The organism is Mammaliicoccus sp. C-M13 (genome assembly GCF_022386845.1).
Classification (GTDB): Bacteria; Bacillota; Bacilli; order Staphylococcales; family Staphylococcaceae; genus Mammaliicoccus; species Mammaliicoccus lentus.
In genome coordinates, this window is the sequence record NZ_JAJNHQ010000005.1 from 97,966 (window position 1) to 117,257 (window position 19,292).

At 31.5% G+C, this 19,292-nt stretch carries 21 protein-coding genes; 4 read left to right on the top strand and 17 right to left on the bottom strand.

All coding sequences use genetic code 11. The features are described 5' to 3' along the window. Window positions 1-25 precede the first annotated feature (25 nt). From LQ615_RS05440 to sarA, 4 genes are all read left to right on the top strand, one after another. Window positions 26-2,068, top strand: coding sequence for a BglG family transcription antiterminator (locus tag LQ615_RS05440; protein ID WP_064204217.1), 2,043 nt, complete (start codon window positions 26-28; stop codon window positions 2,066-2,068). Window positions 2,069-2,074: 6 nt separating this feature from the next. Continuing rightward, window positions 2,075-2,509, top strand: a complete 435-nt coding sequence (locus LQ615_RS05445) for a PTS mannitol transporter subunit IIA (protein ID WP_016999476.1) — start codon at window positions 2,075-2,077, stop codon at window positions 2,507-2,509. Further along, window positions 2,509-3,627: a mannitol-1-phosphate 5-dehydrogenase gene (locus LQ615_RS05450; RefSeq protein WP_016999475.1), complete on the top strand. Its 1,119-nt coding sequence runs from the start codon at window positions 2,509-2,511 to the stop codon at window positions 3,625-3,627. Before LQ615_RS05445 ends, LQ615_RS05450 begins: the two co-directional genes overlap by 1 nt. A 370-nt stretch (window positions 3,628-3,997) precedes the next feature. Continuing rightward, window positions 3,998-4,366: a global transcriptional regulator SarA gene (gene sarA / locus LQ615_RS05455; RefSeq protein WP_016999474.1), complete on the top strand. Its 369-nt coding sequence runs from the start codon at window positions 3,998-4,000 to the stop codon at window positions 4,364-4,366. Window positions 4,367-4,465: 99 nt separating this feature from the next. On the opposite strand, the gene LQ615_RS05460 is transcribed toward sarA, so the two are convergent. From LQ615_RS05460 to LQ615_RS05540, 17 genes are all read right to left on the bottom strand, one after another. Next, entirely contained in the window at window positions 4,466-5,251 is a 786-nt protein-coding gene (locus LQ615_RS05460; protein WP_064204218.1) for an alpha/beta fold hydrolase, read from the bottom strand. A gap of 140 nt (window positions 5,252-5,391) precedes the next feature. Next, window positions 5,392-6,108 carry an MFS transporter gene (locus tag LQ615_RS05465; RefSeq protein ID WP_016999472.1) on the bottom strand — a complete coding sequence of 239 codons (717 nt, stop codon included), beginning with the start codon at window positions 6,106-6,108 and terminating at the stop codon, window positions 5,392-5,394. Between the two features lie 105 nt (window positions 6,109-6,213). Further along, window positions 6,214-6,741, bottom strand: a complete 528-nt coding sequence (locus tag LQ615_RS05470) for an SA0570 family protein (RefSeq protein WP_064204219.1) — start codon at window positions 6,739-6,741, stop codon at window positions 6,214-6,216. A 111-nt stretch (window positions 6,742-6,852) separates the two neighbouring features. After that, window positions 6,853-7,644: an alpha/beta fold hydrolase gene (locus LQ615_RS05475; RefSeq protein WP_064204220.1), complete on the bottom strand. Its 792-nt coding sequence runs from the start codon at window positions 7,642-7,644 to the stop codon at window positions 6,853-6,855. 2 nt (window positions 7,645-7,646) lie between these two features. Continuing rightward, window positions 7,647-8,339 (bottom strand): HAD family hydrolase, encoded by a 693-nt coding sequence (locus LQ615_RS05480; RefSeq protein WP_016999469.1) that lies wholly within the window; start codon window positions 8,337-8,339, stop codon window positions 7,647-7,649. 132 nt (window positions 8,340-8,471) lie between these two features. Further along, window positions 8,472-9,470, bottom strand: a complete 999-nt coding sequence (locus LQ615_RS05485) for a FecCD family ABC transporter permease (protein ID WP_016999468.1) — start codon at window positions 9,468-9,470, stop codon at window positions 8,472-8,474. Further along, complete coding sequence (locus tag LQ615_RS05490; RefSeq protein ID WP_070044972.1) at window positions 9,448-10,335, bottom strand: ABC transporter substrate-binding protein; 888 nt, start codon at window positions 10,333-10,335, stop codon at window positions 9,448-9,450. The genes LQ615_RS05485 and LQ615_RS05490 overlap by 23 nt, the downstream gene beginning before the upstream one ends. A 95-nt stretch (window positions 10,336-10,430) precedes the next feature. Then, a complete protein-coding gene (argS, locus tag LQ615_RS05495; RefSeq protein ID WP_070044973.1) occupies window positions 10,431-12,089 on the bottom strand; it encodes an arginine--tRNA ligase in 1,659 nt (552 codons plus the stop codon). Beyond that, a complete protein-coding gene (locus LQ615_RS05500; protein ID WP_231055916.1) occupies window positions 12,086-12,505 on the bottom strand; it encodes a YwiB family protein in 420 nt (139 codons plus the stop codon). Before LQ615_RS05500 ends, argS begins: the two co-directional genes overlap by 4 nt. 202 nt (window positions 12,506-12,707) lie before the next feature. Beyond that, window positions 12,708-13,220: a YwhD family protein gene (locus tag LQ615_RS05505; RefSeq protein ID WP_064204224.1), complete on the bottom strand. Its 513-nt coding sequence runs from the start codon at window positions 13,218-13,220 to the stop codon at window positions 12,708-12,710. A 67-nt stretch (window positions 13,221-13,287) separates the two neighbouring features. Then, window positions 13,288-14,586 carry an HD domain-containing protein gene (locus tag LQ615_RS05510; RefSeq protein WP_016999463.1) on the bottom strand — a complete coding sequence of 433 codons (1,299 nt, stop codon included), beginning with the start codon at window positions 14,584-14,586 and terminating at the stop codon, window positions 13,288-13,290. Window positions 14,587-14,609: 23 nt separating this feature from the next. Then, window positions 14,610-15,371: a 2-keto-4-pentenoate hydratase gene (locus LQ615_RS05515; protein WP_064204226.1), complete on the bottom strand. Its 762-nt coding sequence runs from the start codon at window positions 15,369-15,371 to the stop codon at window positions 14,610-14,612. 13 nt (window positions 15,372-15,384) lie between these two features. After that, window positions 15,385-15,861 (bottom strand): GNAT family N-acetyltransferase, encoded by a 477-nt coding sequence (locus LQ615_RS05520; protein WP_016999461.1) that lies wholly within the window; start codon window positions 15,859-15,861, stop codon window positions 15,385-15,387. 273 nt (window positions 15,862-16,134) lie between these two features. Further along, on the bottom strand, window positions 16,135-16,461 hold the full coding sequence (locus tag LQ615_RS05525) for a YuzB family protein (RefSeq protein ID WP_016999460.1): 327 nt from the start codon (window positions 16,459-16,461) through the stop codon (window positions 16,135-16,137). A gap of 81 nt (window positions 16,462-16,542) precedes the next feature. Continuing rightward, window positions 16,543-17,379 (bottom strand): lipoate--protein ligase family protein, encoded by an 837-nt coding sequence (locus tag LQ615_RS05530; RefSeq protein WP_026023639.1) that lies wholly within the window; start codon window positions 17,377-17,379, stop codon window positions 16,543-16,545. Window positions 17,380-17,381: 2 nt separating this feature from the next. After that, window positions 17,382-18,368 carry a phosphate acetyltransferase gene (gene pta, locus LQ615_RS05535; protein WP_016999458.1) on the bottom strand — a complete coding sequence of 329 codons (987 nt, stop codon included), beginning with the start codon at window positions 18,366-18,368 and terminating at the stop codon, window positions 17,382-17,384. A 118-nt stretch (window positions 18,369-18,486) separates the two neighbouring features. Beyond that, a complete protein-coding gene (locus LQ615_RS05540) occupies window positions 18,487-19,290 on the bottom strand; it encodes a MetQ/NlpA family ABC transporter substrate-binding protein (RefSeq protein WP_016999457.1) in 804 nt (267 codons plus the stop codon). Window positions 19,291-19,292: the final 2 nt, after the last annotated feature.

Genomic DNA, 19,292 nt, shown 5'->3' on the forward strand with positions numbered 1-19,292 from the left:
TTTTTAAAAAAAGGAGTGAGGGTTAATGATGATAAGTAATCGGGAAAAAAGTGTTCTCAAGTTACTATCTGAACGCCTTCACTCTTTTTTAACGATTCATGACATTGCCCAAACTCTAGGTATTTCTTCAAGAACTGTTCATAGAGAAATGAAAAGAGTAGAAAAGTCTTTAGAAAATTATCATTTATCTTTATCTAGAGTGCCTAAATTAGGTTTACGCATTGAGGGCGATCCCGATGATATAGATCAATTTATGCAAGCACTAAATGAGCAAGATACAATCGATTTGTCAGATGAAGAAAGAAAAGTAATTATTCTATACAATTTAATACAGTCTAAAGATCCAGTTAAACTTTATAGTTTGGCTAATGAAATTGGTACATCCACACGAACTTTAAATAAAATTTTAGAACAGTTAGAACCTGAATTAACACTTTTTGATTTATCTATAGAAAGAAAACGTGGCGAAGGTTTATTGTTAATTGGTGAAGAAGTTAACAAGCGACAACTATTAGCTCGTATCATGTTAGAAAAATTAGATAGTGATAGTGTATATTCTGTTGTTGAAGACCACTTCGTCTATCACTCTTTAAACGAAACGCATTTACAAGGCATCGTAGATATAGATAGATTGTTTAACGTTGAGAGACTCCTAATGGACGAACTCGGTGTTCTACCCTATACGTTAACGGAAGCTAGTTATTTAACATTAACTATCCATATCGTTTTATCTATAGAACGCATTAAACAAGATGGTCATGTTGAAATTGAAAACGATATTTTAAACGAATTGATTTCAACTGAAGAGTTCAAAGTTTCAACTCGCTTAACTAATGTATTAAGTGACATTTACGATGTGACTTTTAACAATTCAGAAATTGCTTTTATTACGATGCATTTAAGAGGCGCAAGAAGACGTCATGAAACAACTTATGAAAATAGCGAGATTCACGAACAACGTGTAACTAGATTAATTGATTTTGTTAAATCACGTGGTTTCTCTTTCAAAGATGAAACGTCTTTATTCAATGGTTTAAATTTACATTTAGAACCAGCTATTAATAGACTTGAAGCAAACATTGAAACCTACAATCCGCTTACCGAAATGATCGAAACTTATGATAAAGAACTTTTTGAAGCTGTTTCGTCAGGTTTAAAGATTGTACTCAGTGATTATCATTTTCCTAAAAGTGAAATTGCTTATATTGCATTACACTTTGGTGGCATGCTCAATGAAAAACAAAGTCCTTCACTTCATGTGTTAGTCGTCTGTAGTAGTGGTATAGGTACAAGTAGAATCTTATCTAATCGATTGAAACAACATTTTTCTGAAATAGCAGAGACAACAGAAGTTTCAGTAAGTGATTTAAAATCTATTGATTACTCTAAATATGACGGTATGATTTCAACAGTTTCTTTAGATACGAAATATCCACATATTACAGTTAATCCATTATTACCTGAACAAGATGCCGAAAGTGTTAAATACTTCCTAGATTTACAACAAAATATACATTACGCATTAAAAGATGATGTAGGTGAAAAGTCTCAGCTATCACATAAAGATTATGATCAAACAGTCAACTTTATAGAAGATAGTTTAACTTTGATTCAAAACATGATTTTCGAACAAAGAAAAGTAACCAACCTTACTCGATATCTAGTACAAACACTGACAAAACATCACGTCCTTGAAAATAGTAATGATTTTATTGAAAAGTTTGAACAAAGAACAGCGTTGCAAGGATTTGCACTTACAGGCTATCCAGTAGCAATACCTCACCTATCAGACGAATCAATAAAGAAACCTCAGCTCATTATTACAGAATTAATAAAACCATTAAGCTTAAAGACGATAGAAAATAAAGAGCAAGAGGTTAATTGGTTAGTTTCAATGTTTATACCGGCTAATTCAGAACAAGGACAACTAATGAGCGAAGTATCATCTTTAATTACAGAACATTTAGATGACATTAATCATCTATTAAACGATCGTGTATTAATAGAAAATACACTTAAATCATTTTTCTTAAATAAACTAAAACAAAAATTAACGAAAACGGAGTGACTTATCATGACACAATTATTTAATCCAGAAAACATTATTATGAACTTATCAGTAAATTCACAAGAAGAAGCAATCGAAAAAGCAGGACAAGTATTAGTAGAAGATGGAGCAGTAACAGAGAAATACATCACTGCTATGAAAGAACGTGAACAAATTGTAACAACTTATATGGGTAATTTCTTAGCTATTCCACATGGCACAGACGAAGCTAAAAACGAAGTATTAAAATCAGGGTTAGTTTTACTACACATCCCAGAAGGCGTTGATTGGGACGGTAACGAAGCTAAAGTTATTGTAGGCATTGCTGGTAAAGATGGCGAACATTTAGACATCCTTTCACAAATCGCAATTACATTTAGTGAAGAAGAAAACGTTGAAAAAGTTATAAATGCTCAAACAAAAGAAGAAATTCTTGCAGTCTTTGAGGAGGTTGAGCTTTAATGAAAGCCATTCATTTTGGAGCCGGTAATATCGGCCGTGGTTTCATTGGCAAAGTTTTAAGTGATAATGGTTACGAAGTTACTTTCGTAGACGTAAACGCGGATGTTATCAATCAAATTAACGAAGAACAAGCTTATAACGTCATTATAGCTAATGAAGAAAATACTAAAGAACCTGTTTCAGGCGTCAAAGGTATTAATAGCATTTCAAATACAGAAGATTTAAAAGCAGCAATCCTTGAAGCAGATGTTATTACAACAGCTGTAGGTGTAAATATTTTACCTATCATTGCTAAATCTTTTGCAAACTTTTTAACAGAACGCGAACCTGGTAAAAAACTTAATATCGTTGCTTGTGAGAATGCAATCATGGCTACAGATCAGTTGAAAGAAGCAATATTAAATATAACTGGTCCACTATCAGAAGATATTTCATTCCCAAATTCAGCAGTCGACCGTATTGTTCCTCAAGGTCAAAAAGAAGGTTCATTAGACGTATTAGTGGAACCATTCTTTGAATGGGTTGTCGAAGCGTCAAAATGGCAAGGAACACAATTAGAAGATGTACATTACGTTGATGATTTAACGCCATATATCGAAAGAAAATTAATGACAGTAAACACTGGTCATGCTTACTTAGCGTATTATGGACAATACAAAGGTTACAATACAATTCTTGAAGCCATTCAAGATAAAGAAATTAAAGCCGGTTTACATGAAGTACTTAACGAAACAAGTGAGTACCTCATATCAACATTTGATGAATTCACTAAAGAAGATCAAGCTTATTATGTTGAAAAAATAATTGGTCGCTTTAATAACCCTTACCTATCAGATGATGTTACAAGAGTTGGTAGAGGTGTACTACGTAAAGTTGGACCAAATGATCGAATCGTTAAACCTTTAATCGAATTAGCAAAAAGAAATAAAAAGCATTCTGAACTTGTTAAAGCTGTTTGTTATTTACTAGAATACAAAGATGTAAATGACAAAGAAACTGTCGAAAAAGACACTTATATCAAAGAACATAGTGTGGCAGAATTCTTACAAAAATATGCAGAGTTAGATGCTGAAACAATTGAAGAAGTCATCATACAATACACAGAAATTGAAAAGTAGTTTTTGAAAAGCCGTATAAATATACGGCTTTTTCTTTTCATTCTATAAATAATACAATTAATATCTCATCATTTCGTTATGTTTTATTTATTTTATTAGAAGAATTAATATTTTTTGCACACTTAAATTTCTTAACATTATATTATGTGTGACTTTCGTTTGTGACATTTATATTATTTGTATTAATATTTAATTAAATCCTACTCTTATTAGTTTACATATAGCTATATTTGAGCTAAAATAAGAAAATAATTGATTAACTAAAATCATAGTTTTGAAATACAAAAAGCTTTTTATTGAATGATACAAGGGGTTGTATTACTTTGTGTTTCTTCAAAATTTAAAAAACCATTATCTAGGGGGATTCAAAATGGCAATTTCTAAAATAGAAAATTGTTCGGATTTATTATCGCTTGTAACGTATGTGGACAAATTAAAGTCAATCATTAAAAAAGATTTTTCACTAAGCTTCGAAGAGTTTGCTGTACTTACTTACATTAATGACACGGATGAAGAAGAATATCATTTAAAGAAAATCATTAATAAACTCAACTATAAACAACCGCAAATTGTTAAAGCTGTAAAAAACTTATCACAACAAGACTATTTCACTAAGAGAAGAAATGAATATGACGAACGTACTGTATTAATTTTAGTTAATAAAAAACAACGCAAATCTATAGCTGACGTCATCGCAAAAATCGATAAAGAAATAGCTAATACTGATATAAATGATTAATTTTGCATCAAGCATTAAATATTCTTGATACAAATAAAAAGGTACACCAAAATTATTTGGTGTACCTTTTTATTGTATAAATTTATTAAGACATAATACTTATGATATTGATTGTTTCATAGAAGTGCATTGTTTTAAAAATTTAGTAACTACTTTTTTAAATTTTTCACTTTCTTCGATAAAAGGTGCATGTCCTGAATTTTCAAAGAGTTCTGTATGTGCATTTTTAATATGATTTGTTTCATCTTCATCTAAGAATGGATCATGTTTCCCTTTTATTATAAGTGTTGGGACTTTAATATCATCTGACTCAATATTAATACCATTAATTGTTCGCACTGATATAGCATCTTGTTCTTCTGTCATTCGATAATATTTTTTCACTTCTTGGTACCATTTGAACGTTGTATCAGTGTTATAAAAAATTTCATTAAACAAAATTAACATCGCTTCTTCTTTACTAAAGCCGGCAACTTTATCTCTATGTTTTGCAATTAATTTAATGAGAGGCTGTTTTCCTTTATTAGAAATAGATGATATTAAGATAAGTTTCTTAACACGTTTGGGTTGTTGTATCGTCAATTCTTGAGCGATTACACCACCCATATCGTGACCTACAATATATGCTGATTCAATGCCTTCAGCATCCATTAAATCAATGATGTCATTGATATGTTCTTGTATTGAAATTTCTGTTGGTTTATCTGATTTTCCATGTCCTCTGGAATCAATTGAATATATTTTAAAATCGTTTTTTAACTGTTCGACTGTAGAATGAAATGCTGCTAAATTCATACTCAATGCATGCAACATAATTAATGGAGTCCCGTTTCCATTTTTCTCAAAAGCGATTTGAGTACCATCCCTTGTTATTAGTTTACCCATAAGTAATCCTCCCAACTTTACAGTAATAATATACCCGATTAACACAATTTCACACTTTTATATATTTAATTTAATAAAATGAAAATGAATCAGGCTGAGACATAAAATAAATGTCTCAGCCTGATTTTAATATTATTTAGTTAAACGTATCTTCTTGTCGAATATCTCATTACGAAGAATAAAATAATCATCAATATAATTGCCCAACTAGCAATAGTCACGCTCATAATTATCGTTTCATTAGTTGTCACAGATGAGATTGTTTTTTGTAAAACAATAAATCCCATTGCAGCAACTTCTAATTTACGTAGGAAAATCGCGAGAATTAACAACATAAGGCCTATTACGAATATCGCTTGGAAAATGACTAACGGCAAAACATAAATGCCTAAGTTCAAATTAAAGATTTTTAATACACAAAGGATAAGGCCTATACCAAAAACAGTAATATTGGTAATCATCAATTTTCTATTGGGATACAAATAACTGTTCCGTTTTATTGTTAAATATACACCTAGTGATGTTGTTAATATAAAAATTACATATAATACATATAATCCTGTCACAGCACTAAATAAAACCAATTTCTTATCAAGTAAATATGCAAATAATAAGAAATTTAATGTATAAAAAAGAATAGGGTTATAGCTAACAATTGCTAAATTTCGTTGTATAATTTGAAGAATTTCAGCGTGTGATTTATGTCTGTATTCAGCATAATCAACTTCTTTTTCGTCTGATTTTTTCATATCTTTCTTTAATGAATGCTGAACTTTGTCTATTCGCTCAGGCAATACACCTACATGTTGTAAATAATCATTCACATTTTCAAGTAATACTGTATTGTTAGGACGCATTAACACACCACCTTATTCTCATATTGTATAAATTAATCCCCCATTATGCAATATGTATATTACAATAATGGGGGATTCGTTTAAGCTATTGAGCTATCAAGCTATTTAATATTGGCCTAAATCAATACGATACACTTTATAATCTTTACTGTCTGGTGTAGCTTTCGATAGTTGGAAATGCGCTTTATCATTATTCACGTAAGCATAACCGCCAGTATATTTATTATCTTGTACACGTTTAGTAGTATCTTTACCTAAAAGGTCTACTAACTGATTTAAATCTACATTAGTCTGTTGATCATAAATCATTGTAATACGTTTAACTGATTCATTCTGACCTTTGCCTGTTCCTGTAATAATCATATGACCATTTTTTGTGTCAAATTCATAATAGTTTTCTTTTTCATTACTGTCATCAGAGTATGAGTACATTAAATTAGGATACTTGTTTTTAATTTTTGAAACTTTATCTCCAATTTTAATATTCTCAATGGCTTGAGTACCCTCTTTATATGATTCTATATTCTTCTCATTTATATCTAAGTGGGTATCATTTGCTGCTTGTGCCTCAGTAAACGGTGAAAATGGTAAAACCATAAGTAACATCGCAATAGTTAAGAGACATTTTTTCATATGAGGTTCTCCTCCATTTATCTGTCTTTTTGATTATGCATCCAACCTGCGATTATTATAACATAATCATTACAATTTAACTACTTTTATTACAATCATGTAACAAAACGATTAATTTTGAGGAATTCCACTTAAAAATTCATTCATTTCACTAATAAATTTCTCTTTTTCTTCAACAAATGGTAGTTCTCCAGACTGCTCAAATAATAAAAATTCACTATTTGGTAGCAGATCGCTTATTTTTTGACCTTCACTATATAAGATTTTTCCATCATACTTTCCTGAAATGACAAGTGTTTTCACTTTAATTTCATGTAATAAAGCAAGAATATCAAAATCTTTGAATGAACGTTTTATTGTGATTTCTTCTTCCATTGTTTGTAATGCATGAGAAGGTATATGCGATTTTACAAACTTTTTAGCTTTTTTAATGTTTTTATATCTAAATTTCATTAAATATTTTTCTTTTTCTTCATCATTCATTGTTCTTATTTCATCTGCATGTCTATCGTAAATACGGTTTTCTGGGAAAGTTTTATGATTATCTGTAGGATTAATCAATATTAAACCTTCTACTAAATTTGGACTTTTATAAGCAAGCCCTAGTGCTACAGTTGAACCTAGTTCTAAACCAATAACAAAAGCTCGATTAATAAATAATCCATTTAGTAATTGCTGGATATCTGAAACGTAATCATCAACTCTACTATCAAATGGTGCATCGCTTAAACCATGCCCTCTCATATCTATAGATATCACTTGATACTGTTTACTCAAATTTTTGATAAGAGGTGCAAATACTTCCATATCTTGAAAAACACCGTGCAATAAGATTATCGGGAAACCTTTTCCTTTTGTTTCATAATGTATTGCTACATTCTCTTTAGTTAAGAATAAATTCATGATTATTCACCTCTTTGAATTTGTTTACATATCTCTATTAAATCACTTAAATTTTCAATTGTATAATCTAATTCATTTTCTTCAGGTGTTCCTAATACCGAATTAGCAACCCAAGCATTTTTCATCCCCATCGCATAAGCGGGAGCAATATCATTGATTGGACAATCACCAACATATAATACTTGTTCTGGCTTAACACCTAAATGTTTCATATTATCTTCGAAAATAATAGGATCTGGTTTCATCGCACCTACATCTTCTGAAATTGAAATATAGTCGATGTATGGGTCTATACCAATAGCGTTTATTACATGTGTAACTTTCTCGCTTTCACCATTTGCAATAACACCTAGTTTATATCCCATACTTTCCAATTTATCTAAAGTAAACAATGTATCGTAAAACGGAAAGTGGTATCTATAATAATGCATTTTATAGTCATTATAAAACATCTTCCAAGTAATTTTTTCAATGTTTAATCTCTTAACGAGTTCTTGATAAACCCATTCTATATCCTCTAAACCGTAGGGATTTAACGTTAAATATACCTTTTCAAAATCACGTCTTTGGACTGTAACCATCAATTCATGAAATCTTTCAAATTGTTCTTCCAAAAATTTTAATCGTGACTTTTCACGATCTACAAGCGTATCTTCTAAATCAAAGATAATTGCTTGAATGTCACATGAATCCATGTCATCATCCCTTTCATAGAAATATTTTAAACTATTCTATTCAGAAAGCAACAACAATTTTATAGCTAAAAACACCAATTTGTTAGATAAACTACTAACAAATTGGTGTTTACTATATGAAATATTACAACATTAAAGGTTGCCTTTTTCTTTTTTGCGTTGTTCCGTTATCATTAGATACATCATAACGGGTATAGCGATAATCGACAATACAATACCTACTGGAATTTGTATCGGACTTATAATGACACGGCCTATGGTATCTGCTATTAATAACAACGATCCACCTATTAAAATATTAAGTATCATTTTAATGAACATAGGCACTCTATATACTCTCCTTACTACTTGGGGTACAATCATACCTATAAAGCCAATAATGCCTGTGAAACTTATTATAACGGCCGTCATAACTGCAGCTATTAATAAGCAGAACCATGATATAAATCTAACATTAACACCAAGCGTAATAACTTTATCTTCACCTAGTTGTATAAGCTTGATTACATGGCTCATACCTAATAATAAGACAATACATATAATAGTTACGACTCCAGTTATTTCGACGGTTATTCTCTCAGCTGAAGCAACACTTCCAAACATATATGAAACCATGTTATTAACTTTGTCTGGCTTTATTAATAGTAGTATATATAATGCTGCACTAAAAAATGCGCCAATAAATATACCCGATAAAATCATCGTAGCTACATGAAAAGTTTTTACCATTGTTTCCGTAACTAATACGATGATTATTAACGTTAACATGCTAAAAAATATTGAAAACAACGGCACAAACCAAATGGATACACCAAGAAATACTGCAAGTGCACTTCCAAATGTTGCGCCACTAGCAAGACCTAATGTAAAACTATCTGCTAATGGGTTATTTAATATTGTTTGATAAATATGACCACTCATTACTAGTCCCATACCAGCAATTAAAGCCAGTAATGTTCTCGGAACTCTTAATTTATAAAAAATCGTCCATTCTAGTTGATTATCAAATTTCCATGTTATACCTGTAGAACCTATAAACAAAGACACTGCAACAGATAACAATAGAACGAGAAACCAAATCAAAATATACTTAAAATGACTAGATTGATTAGTCGTATATTTTGTCTGCAAGCTCTTCTAATCCTTCAGCTAGTCTTGGACCTGGTCTTGATATTTTATCTGCGTTTAATGCGTAAACGCTGTCGTTTTTAACTGCATTTACTTGATCAAACCCGTCTCTATTGTTATTCAATTTTTTATATTCTTCTTCGCTTTGCCCGCTCGTTGTTATCATAACGTCTGGATTGCGTTTCAAAATACTTTCTTTATCTGTTTTAATCCAGCCTTCTTCATCATGAAATACATTTTTAGCTTTAATTGAAGTTAACATATCATCATAAAATGTGTTTTTACCTGATGTATAAATATCTGGTTGTGATGAAATTTCCATAAATACTTGTTTGCCTTGTTTATCTTCAGGTATATCTTTTTTCACCTTTTCGATATCGTTTTTCACTTTATCTACAAGCTTATTAGCTTCTTTTTCTTTACCTGTAACTTTACCGACTTGTTTAAATGTTTGGTACATTTCATTGATGGAATTAGCATCATCTATGTATACGACTTTAACGCCAGCATCAGTTAATTTTTTCAAATCTTTTTCTTGTGTAGATTTATTAGATTCATGTGCCAATATTAAATCTGGTTTAGCTTTCATTAATGCTTCTGTATCTAATTTAAATGCATCAAATTGTTTTTTATCTTTCACATCTTTAGGATAATCATCCACTGTAGAAACCCCTACAACTTTATCACCAAGACCCAGTTCATATAATATTTCTGTATTACTTGGAATTAACGAAATAATTCGTTTGTATTCTACTTTCTCCTTTGATTCTTGTTTGGCTTCATTTTTTTCATTGTCTGTATTACTTTGACAGCCTGAAAGTACAATTATTGCTGCAAATAATAAATACACAACTCTAAATAATTTCATTTTATCTCTCTCCTATCTTTACTTAAAAAATGATACACAAAAAGGCGCAACTCAAATAAGCTTGAGCTGCACCTCAATTAAAACAATATATTAAATTACATTGATTCTGGGGCAGAAACACCAATTAGTTTTAAAGCGTTACGTAAAGTAATACGTGCTGCTTCGATTAAAGCTAAATGTGCTTTTGTCTTTTCTATATCATCTGTTAATACTTTTTCAGCGTTATAGAATTTATGGAATTGTGCAGCTAAATCTTGAATATAATTCGTCATACGATGTGGACTACGTGATTCTGCAGCTGATACAATCGTTGGTTCAAATTCAGCAATTTTCTTCAATAATTCAAAAGCTTTATCATGCGTAATTAAAGATAAATCAACATCTTTATCTAGCTTAATGCCTTTTTCTTCTGCTTGGCGAATAATAGATGATATTCTCGCATGAGCATATTGTGCATAATAAACTGGATTATCTTGAGATTCTTTCTTCGCAAGTTCCATATCAAAATCGAAATGAGTATCAGGACTACGCATAGTTAAGAAATAACGCGCTGCATCAACGCCAACTTCATCCATAATATCTCGTAAAGTAATAGCATTACCCGTACGTTTACTCATTTTAACTTCTACACCATCTTGTAATAATCTTACCATTTGCATAATTTGGATTTCAAGACGGTTTGAGTCAACGCCAAATGTTTCTAAAGATGCTTTAAGACGGTTTATATAACCGTGATGATCAGCACCGAATAAATTGATTAATTTATCAAATTTACGTTCTACTTTATCATAATGATATGCGATATCTGGTAAGAAGTAAGTGTACGTACCGTCTTGTTTAACAAGTACACGATCTTTATCGTCACCAAATTCAGTAGTTCTTAACCATGTTGCGCCGTCTTTCTCAAATGTATAACCAAGTTCAGTCATTTTATCAAGTACAGCTGTAATTTCATTTGCTTCATATAAAGATGTTTCACTAAACCAACTATCAAAATGTATATTAAAATCATTTAAATCATTTTTTAATTTAGCCATTTCATAATCTAAACCAAGTTTACGGAAAGTCTTAATTCTTTCTTCCTCTGGTTGGTCTTTAATTTCTGGATGTTTCTCAGCTAAATCTTTCCCTATTGAGATGATATCTTTGCCGTAATAACCATCTTCGGGTAATTCAGTGTCGACACCCATTGCTTGATCGTAACGTGCTTCTATAGATTGTGCTAAGTTTTCAATTTGTTTACCTGCATCATTTATATAGTATTCTCTAGTTACATCATAGCCTGCTGCACTTAAAATATTAGATAGCGTATCACCAACTGCAGCATTACGAGCATGACCGATGTGTAAATCACCAGTTGGATTTGCAGATACATATTCTACTATAATACTTTCGTTCTTAGATTCATCCGCTTGACCAAAAGTTTCTCCTTTATTTAAAGCTGTTTCAATTACAGTTGTTAAATATTGTTGATCTAAGTAAAAATTAATAAATCCAGGCCCAGCGATATCTACTTTTTTTACATTTGCTTTTGTAGTATCTAAATTTTCTACAATTTGTGTAGCAATTTCACGTGGATTTTTACGCGCTATTTTTGTTAATACCATTGCAATGTTTGTTGAATAATCTCCGTTTGTTGAATCTTTAGGTGTTTCAATTTTAATCTCGGGTACTTCATCTACAAGTTGAGCTTTTAATATACTCCCTTTAATTTCTTCTATTAATGTTTCTTTGACTTGATCAATTATATTCATACATTTATCTCCTTGTAATTTATTTGAAATTGATATGTTCCGAGTAAGCCTGATGGATCACTTAATTGATAGTGTATTTTTAATTTACCTTTTTCTTCATCTATAAAGTGTTTGATTGACAATGTTTTGACGTTCAAAGTCATACGACCCGCTTCAGTTTCATAATAGCTAACCGTATCCTTACCTTCTACAAAATGAAAAGTTGTATTAACTGTACCCGTACGGTGAATTTTAACGCCAGTTTTGTCTATTTTAAGCATGTTCTTAACAACTTGGTCATCTATTGTTTCTTCATACCTAATAATATCACTATTCCTTTTGTGATATGTACCTGTAGTATTAGTTTGAAATGTTGATTTATCGCCATTTTGTTTAACTACTTGTCTGACATTAACGCTGATATTTTCTTTCATCATATCTCACCTCACCGTTTTAGAACCGTTATAATTATAGCATATATGACAAATAAAATTAAAAAAAGCAGGGCTAAAAGCGCCTGCTTTCTTTAGTGTCCTAGCTATAGTAGCTATCAACTATTTTACTGATGAAATTCAGAAAAGACAATAGCAATTTACTTTTATTGCTATAATTCACAATTAAGTCACAAAATAGTCACAATTAGTCTGTCTCTAATGATGCCTTTAATTCATCGCTACTATTATTCCACATTTCCATGTTATGTTCTTGAAGGAATTTTTTGAGTACTTTACGATTTTCATCACCAATTTGGTCAATTTTAATTTGGTGTTTCATGGATTTATCCATCATATTAACATGTTCAGGCATACTCTTAAATCCACGTTTCTTCGGTTTATTTACTAATAAGTAACATCCCGTTAAACCTGCATAATATGGACCTTGTTCTCCACGTTCAGTCGTAACCCAACAAAGCCAATATTCTCTCGCGTCTTCGCCTTTGACTTCTTCCGTATCTTTAACCCACTTAACTCGCTTTTCAACTTCAGCTCTTGCATGCATTGCACCTACATCTATAAAAGCTGTTTGTTCAGTTACATCAACAAATACAGGGGCTACATTATCTAAGCTAATTGATCCTATATTCGTACCTTTATGTCCATCTAGTGGGTCATTTTTAATAATGTTAAATTGAAAGCCTTTCTTTTCAGCCATTATTTCACCTCATTTAATTCTTGTGTATATCATACTAGAGTTTAAGATTAATATTCAAGTTTGTAAATTATACCAATTCGTTTAATAAATTGATGATATCTCCCTTAATATCTTCATCTTCCATTTCTAAAATGAGTTCTTTCGGGTAATATAATTTATAATCTAGACGTTTAATTCCAGTAATACTATGAATAATTACTGACTGGCTGCTTATCTCTTTAATATGACCTGTCTTTTGTAATAAATGTATTGGTTGGCGATTTGAACCAGGACGATCATAGTCGTATGGCAAATCGGAAAATGAATCACAAACAAAGTAATATTCCGGATCGATGCCACCTTTTTCGAATAACTCAGTTAATTCACCTATTGTAATAATAGATCCATCGAAAGGTAAATATTTAAATAAGTCACGATTGACGAATCGTTTACTTAAATCACTTAATATATCATCGTCTTCTTCAGTCCATTCTTCTAAATAGTACATAACAACTGATTCATCTAAACGAATATAATCTTTAATTGTTACATCACCTTCGAAAAACGGTATTAAATATTTCGGTGCTTCTTTAAATGAGTATCCATTATCATAAAGCACTTTTGCACGTTTAAAACATCTATTTAATAATACTTCTCCACCACGGCTAACTGGATGAAAATAAATTTGCCAATACATTTGATATCGGCTCATCAAGAAATTTTCAACTGCATGCATACCGCTTTCTTTAATCAGCACTTCATCTTTAGAAGGGCGCATCAAACGTAATACGCGTTCCATATCAAATTGACCGTAGCTCACACCCGTGAAATAAGCGTCTCGTTGTAAATAATCCATTCTATCGGCATCTATTTGTGAAGAAATCATAGAAATAACAAGTTTATTTTTATGGGTCTTATTAATTACATCCGCAACTTCAGTTGGAAAATCTGGAGATACTCTGCTCAGCACTTCATTTACTTCAGTATCACCTTTAATAATATCTTGCGTAAATTGTTCATGGTCTGTTAAAAATATTTTCTCAAAACAATGAGAAAAAGGACCATGTCCTAAGTCATGTAGTAAAGCTGCACACAAAGCAAGTGGTCTATCTTTATTGTCCCACTGCGCTCTTCCAACAAATACTTCATCTATCATTCTTCTTACGATTTCATAAACACCTAAGGAGTGACCAAAGCGACTATGTTCAGCTGTATGGAAAGATAAATATAATGTTCCAAGTTGTTTGATTCTTCTTAAGCGTTGAAATTCTTTAGTTTTAATTAAATCCCAAATTAATTGATCGCTCACATGTATATAACGATGCACAGGATCTTTAAAAACTTTTTCTTCTGTTAATTTTTTCGTCCCATAATCTTCATAAGTCACTTAGTTTCCTCCTTTCGAAATTATTACTCAACTGTAAACTCAATGTTACCAACATTTTCATATTCTGCTTTATAAACCCCTTGAGTTAAAGGTTTAGGCAGTATAAATGTGCCGCTAGAAACAAACATACCTGGTTTCAATGAACGGTTATATTTTTTAATTTCAGAAATCAGCCATTTTACTGCTTTTGCTGGATGGCCTTCAACTTCTGTACTATCACCAGAAGCAATTTCTTTACCATCTAAATATAAAGTCCCTTTAATATTATTAATATCTTCATATGATAATTGTTTAGGCTCACCATATACAACACCACCACTCACTGCACTGTCAGCTATAATTTCAGTGACACTCAAGTTAGGGAACCAATTACTAAATCTTGAATCTGGTATCTCTATGCCTGGTGCGATTAAGCACTTATTCATAATATCTTCTAGACTGTTTTGTTCGTTTAACTCTTCTTGAACGAGAAATACAAGTTCCATTTCAATAAGTGGTTCATTTAAGTCGTTTAACTGAACACGTTTACCGAAAATCGTTGTATCTCCCATCGCACCATATAAAGGGGTTGTAGAAGAAAATATATCTCGTGTTTCTTGGCTTGTTAAACTAATTTTATATCCTTTATGCAACTCAGTTTCTTCTTTACGCTGAAGAACACCTTCTTGAACATCATAAGCAGCGTTCTCTGTGATATTCGAAGGTAAAACACCATTAGGAATAATCGTCTTATTCTCATATGCTTCATAAAATTGTGCTACCCATTTATTAAGTGATTGTTCCATTATCCTCTACCTCCTAGAAAGTTTTTTTCATGAGCGTTGTATGCATCGTTTCTCCGAAAAGTAACTCTTCATATTCACGCACTACTTCGAATCCTTCTTTCTTATAGAAAGCAATGCCGATATCATTTTTGCCATCTACTTCTAAATATACTTCATGATATTCACCTTTATAACTATTCAAACCTTTATACAACAAGGCTTTACCATAACCATCTCGTTGAGCTTCTGGCAGTACGTAGTGGGATGATAAATATAGCTCAGTACCTTTAATGAAATTAGCAAAGCCAATAATCTTTCCATCCTCTTCAGCAACATAGAAATCAGAATCATTAATGCGCTTTTCTATCATCTCTTTAGAATAAGAAGCGTTTAAAAATGCTGTTACAGTACTTGCTGTATAAATATTCGTATATGTGTCATACCAAGCTTTAGACGCTACATTTTTAATTCCAGAATAATCCCCTACTGTTGCTTTCCTTACCTTTGTCATAAATACCTCTCCTCTATCTACCATCCACGCCATTCACTGGCCTTTACTTTATTAAACGAATGACAATTATTAAATTACTTTAAAATCCTATCTTTATTTATAATTATATCATTTATATACAAAAAACTATAATATTCAGAATACTTAATTATAACCGAAAAGCCTGTGGAAAGGTATTATTTGTTAAGAATGTTAACACATATTAATAACATTCGAATAAAATATTTAAAATTTAAAAACCTACGAACTAATTTTAGCTCGTAGGTTTTCTTTTTACTTTTTCAATTTTTTATTAAGCTTTTCGTCTAATTCTTTTTGTCGACGTTTTCGTTCTTCGTTTCTAAGTCGTAACCTCTCTTCTTCTTCTGGATTACGTTTTTTCTGAAGTTGTTTATGGATTTTTTCCATTAGTTCATCTTCTGTTAAAGCGGCACACGGGCGGTTATTAACGAATGCGAATGTCTTTCTGCGACCTGGACCACAATATGATTGACATGCTACTTCAATTTCCGCATCTGGATCTAATTTTTTAATTTTCTTCATTAATGATGGAAGATTGACAGCTTGGCAGTCATCGCATAATTGAAATTTATTTCGCACTTGTTTCCCCACCTTTCATATTTTCTGTTTTAGCAATAAATTATTATACCACCTTCACAGATTTTTGAGAATGTCATTTTATTATTTTTGCATATTGCGTATCATTTTATTATTACGCTCTATCATGCGTTCGAAATATTTATCGTATAACGCCCATTCTTCTGTGGAAACTGGGTCCATATTTAAAGTTGCACCTAATGTTTTAAGGCTTCCTAATAATTTAAATAATATATCATTTGTCGTGTATTCTGTATTCAATAGTTCATTTATAGAAGCCATGCAATCAGGAATAATTGTAGGATAAATAAATTTTGTTTTTTCATTTTTCAGAGCATGTTGGTAGAATTCCTTCATCATTTCAGCTCTTTCTGAACCTGATCCTTCAACACACAAATATATTTGCACTGCTATGCCACCGCGTACTCTTCTTTGTGATATGCCTGCAAATTTTTTGTTATCAATACTTAAGTCATAACTTCCTGGGCAATATGATGCTGCGATTTCTTTATTTACAATTTTATCTGTTTCATCTTTGAACATTTCACGTATAAGACGTAACATCACTTCATAGCCTGTATCAATTGATACATCATGTCTACCTTTAAATATTAAAGATATATTCAGAACACCTTTATCCAACACAACTCCTAGACCACCCGAATTTCTTACAATTGCGCTATATCCTTTAACGTCATTCAAGAATGCTATTCCGTCTTTTAAATATGGAAGTCTAGAATCATGTATGCCTAAAATAACAACATGATTGTGTATCCATGTGCGCACAACACTTGGACTATTGTCGTTACCTACTTGTTCACAAAATGTATCATCGAAACTAAAGGACTGCATAGGTTGCAGTCCTGAAGTGTGGTCAATGTATCGCCATTCTTGTGTAAAATAATCTTGCAAGTTTTCCATAATTATAGAGATTGAGCAGCTGTAATGATTGAAAGACTGTATACGTCTTCTGCTGAACAACCACGTGATAAATCGTTAACTGGTGCGTTTAGGCCTTGTAATACAGGACCAACTGCATCGTATCCACCTAAACGTTGTGCAATTTTGTATCCAATGTTACCCGCTTCTAAGCTTGGGAAAATAAATACATTTGCATCACCTTGTATATCAGAATTTGGCGCTTTTTTAGCTGCCACTTCTGGAACGATTGCTGCATCAAATTGGAATTCTCCGTCTAATACAACATCTTTTAAGTCTGTTTCTTGTAAATTATTTTGAGCTATTTGTACAGCTTCTGATACTTTCTCAGTATCTGGAGATTTTGCTGAACCTTTAGTAGAGAAACTTAACATCGCTACTTTTGGAGACATGCCGAACGCTTGTGCAGTTTTAGCACTTTCGATTGCGATTTCAGCTAAATCTTGTGCGTTTAATTCAGGGTTAATGGCACAATCACCGAATACATATTGTTCTTCACCTTTTGTCATGAAGAATACACCTGATGTTTTTGTAACACCTGGTTTAGTTTTAATAATTTGTAATGCTGGACGCACAGTATCTGCAGTAGAATGCGCAGCACCACTTACTAAACCATCAGCTTGATCTGTATAAACTAACATTGTACCGAAGTAGTTTACATTATTTAATAATTCTTCAGCTTGTTCTTGAGTCGCTTTACCTTTACGACGTTCAACGAATTTCTCAACTAAATCAGCTTTTAATTCGCTTGTTTCTGGGTTGATAATTGTTAAACCTTCTATTGATAAATTAGCACCGTCAGCTGTTTCTTTAATTTTATCTTCATTACCAAGTACGATTGGAGAAACCAAATCTGTAGTTTGTAATTTAACTGCTGCTGTTAAAACACGAGCATCGTCACCCTCTGGTAAAACGATACGTACATTCTTACCTGATAATTTGTCGCTTAAGACATTAAGTAATTTAGACATAATTGCCTCCTATATATTCTCACTATTATTTTTCCACTAATTATTATAACATTTTTTCATAAATTTTCACGTTTTCGAACTGTAAATGTATCGTAGGCTATAGGATATATCGAGAATCTTAAAATGATGGAATCAATGTATCTTTATGTTCTTCTTTTAAATATTTACTAACTGCTTTACTTTTCATAACTTTCTTTAATTCTTTAATTTTTTCGGAATCTTTATTATCTTCACGCGCTACTAATTGAATAGAAAATCGAGAATCAATATTTTTTTCTAAAAATAAAGCATCAGAAGGTTTTAAACCGATTTTCGAAATATATGTAGGATAATTATAAACTAAAGATACTTTTGACTCGCTATAAGCTTCTGATAAATTTAATAAATCTACTTTTAACCATTGGAAATCTTTTGGATTCTCTACAACATCTTTAGTTGTACCGTTAACGCCCACTCCGTCTTTTAATTTAATTAATCCTTGTTCTTCTAATATCGCTAAAGCTCGACCTTCATTTGAAATATCGTTAGGTATAGCGACTTTCGTTCCATTAGGGATATCTTTCACTTCTTTATATTTTTTAGAATAAAAACCTACTTTTGCGTCATATATAGGCTGTAGATCAACTAAATTCGCTTTTCTTTCTTTATTATATTTTTCCATAAAGGGTTTATGCTGTGCAAAGCTCGCGTCTGCTTCTTTACTACTTACCATATCATTATAAGCAACGTTATCATTTACTTGTACAAGCTTGATTTCCCAACCCTCTTTTTTCGCTTCTTTTGCTGCAACTTTTACAACATCTGTCATAGGTGGTGCTTGTGAAGCAACTTTAATCACTTTATCTTCGTTATCTTTTTTTGCTCCACAACCGGAGATAATGACACTAAACAACAATATAAAAATAAACCAAACTTTTTTCATGT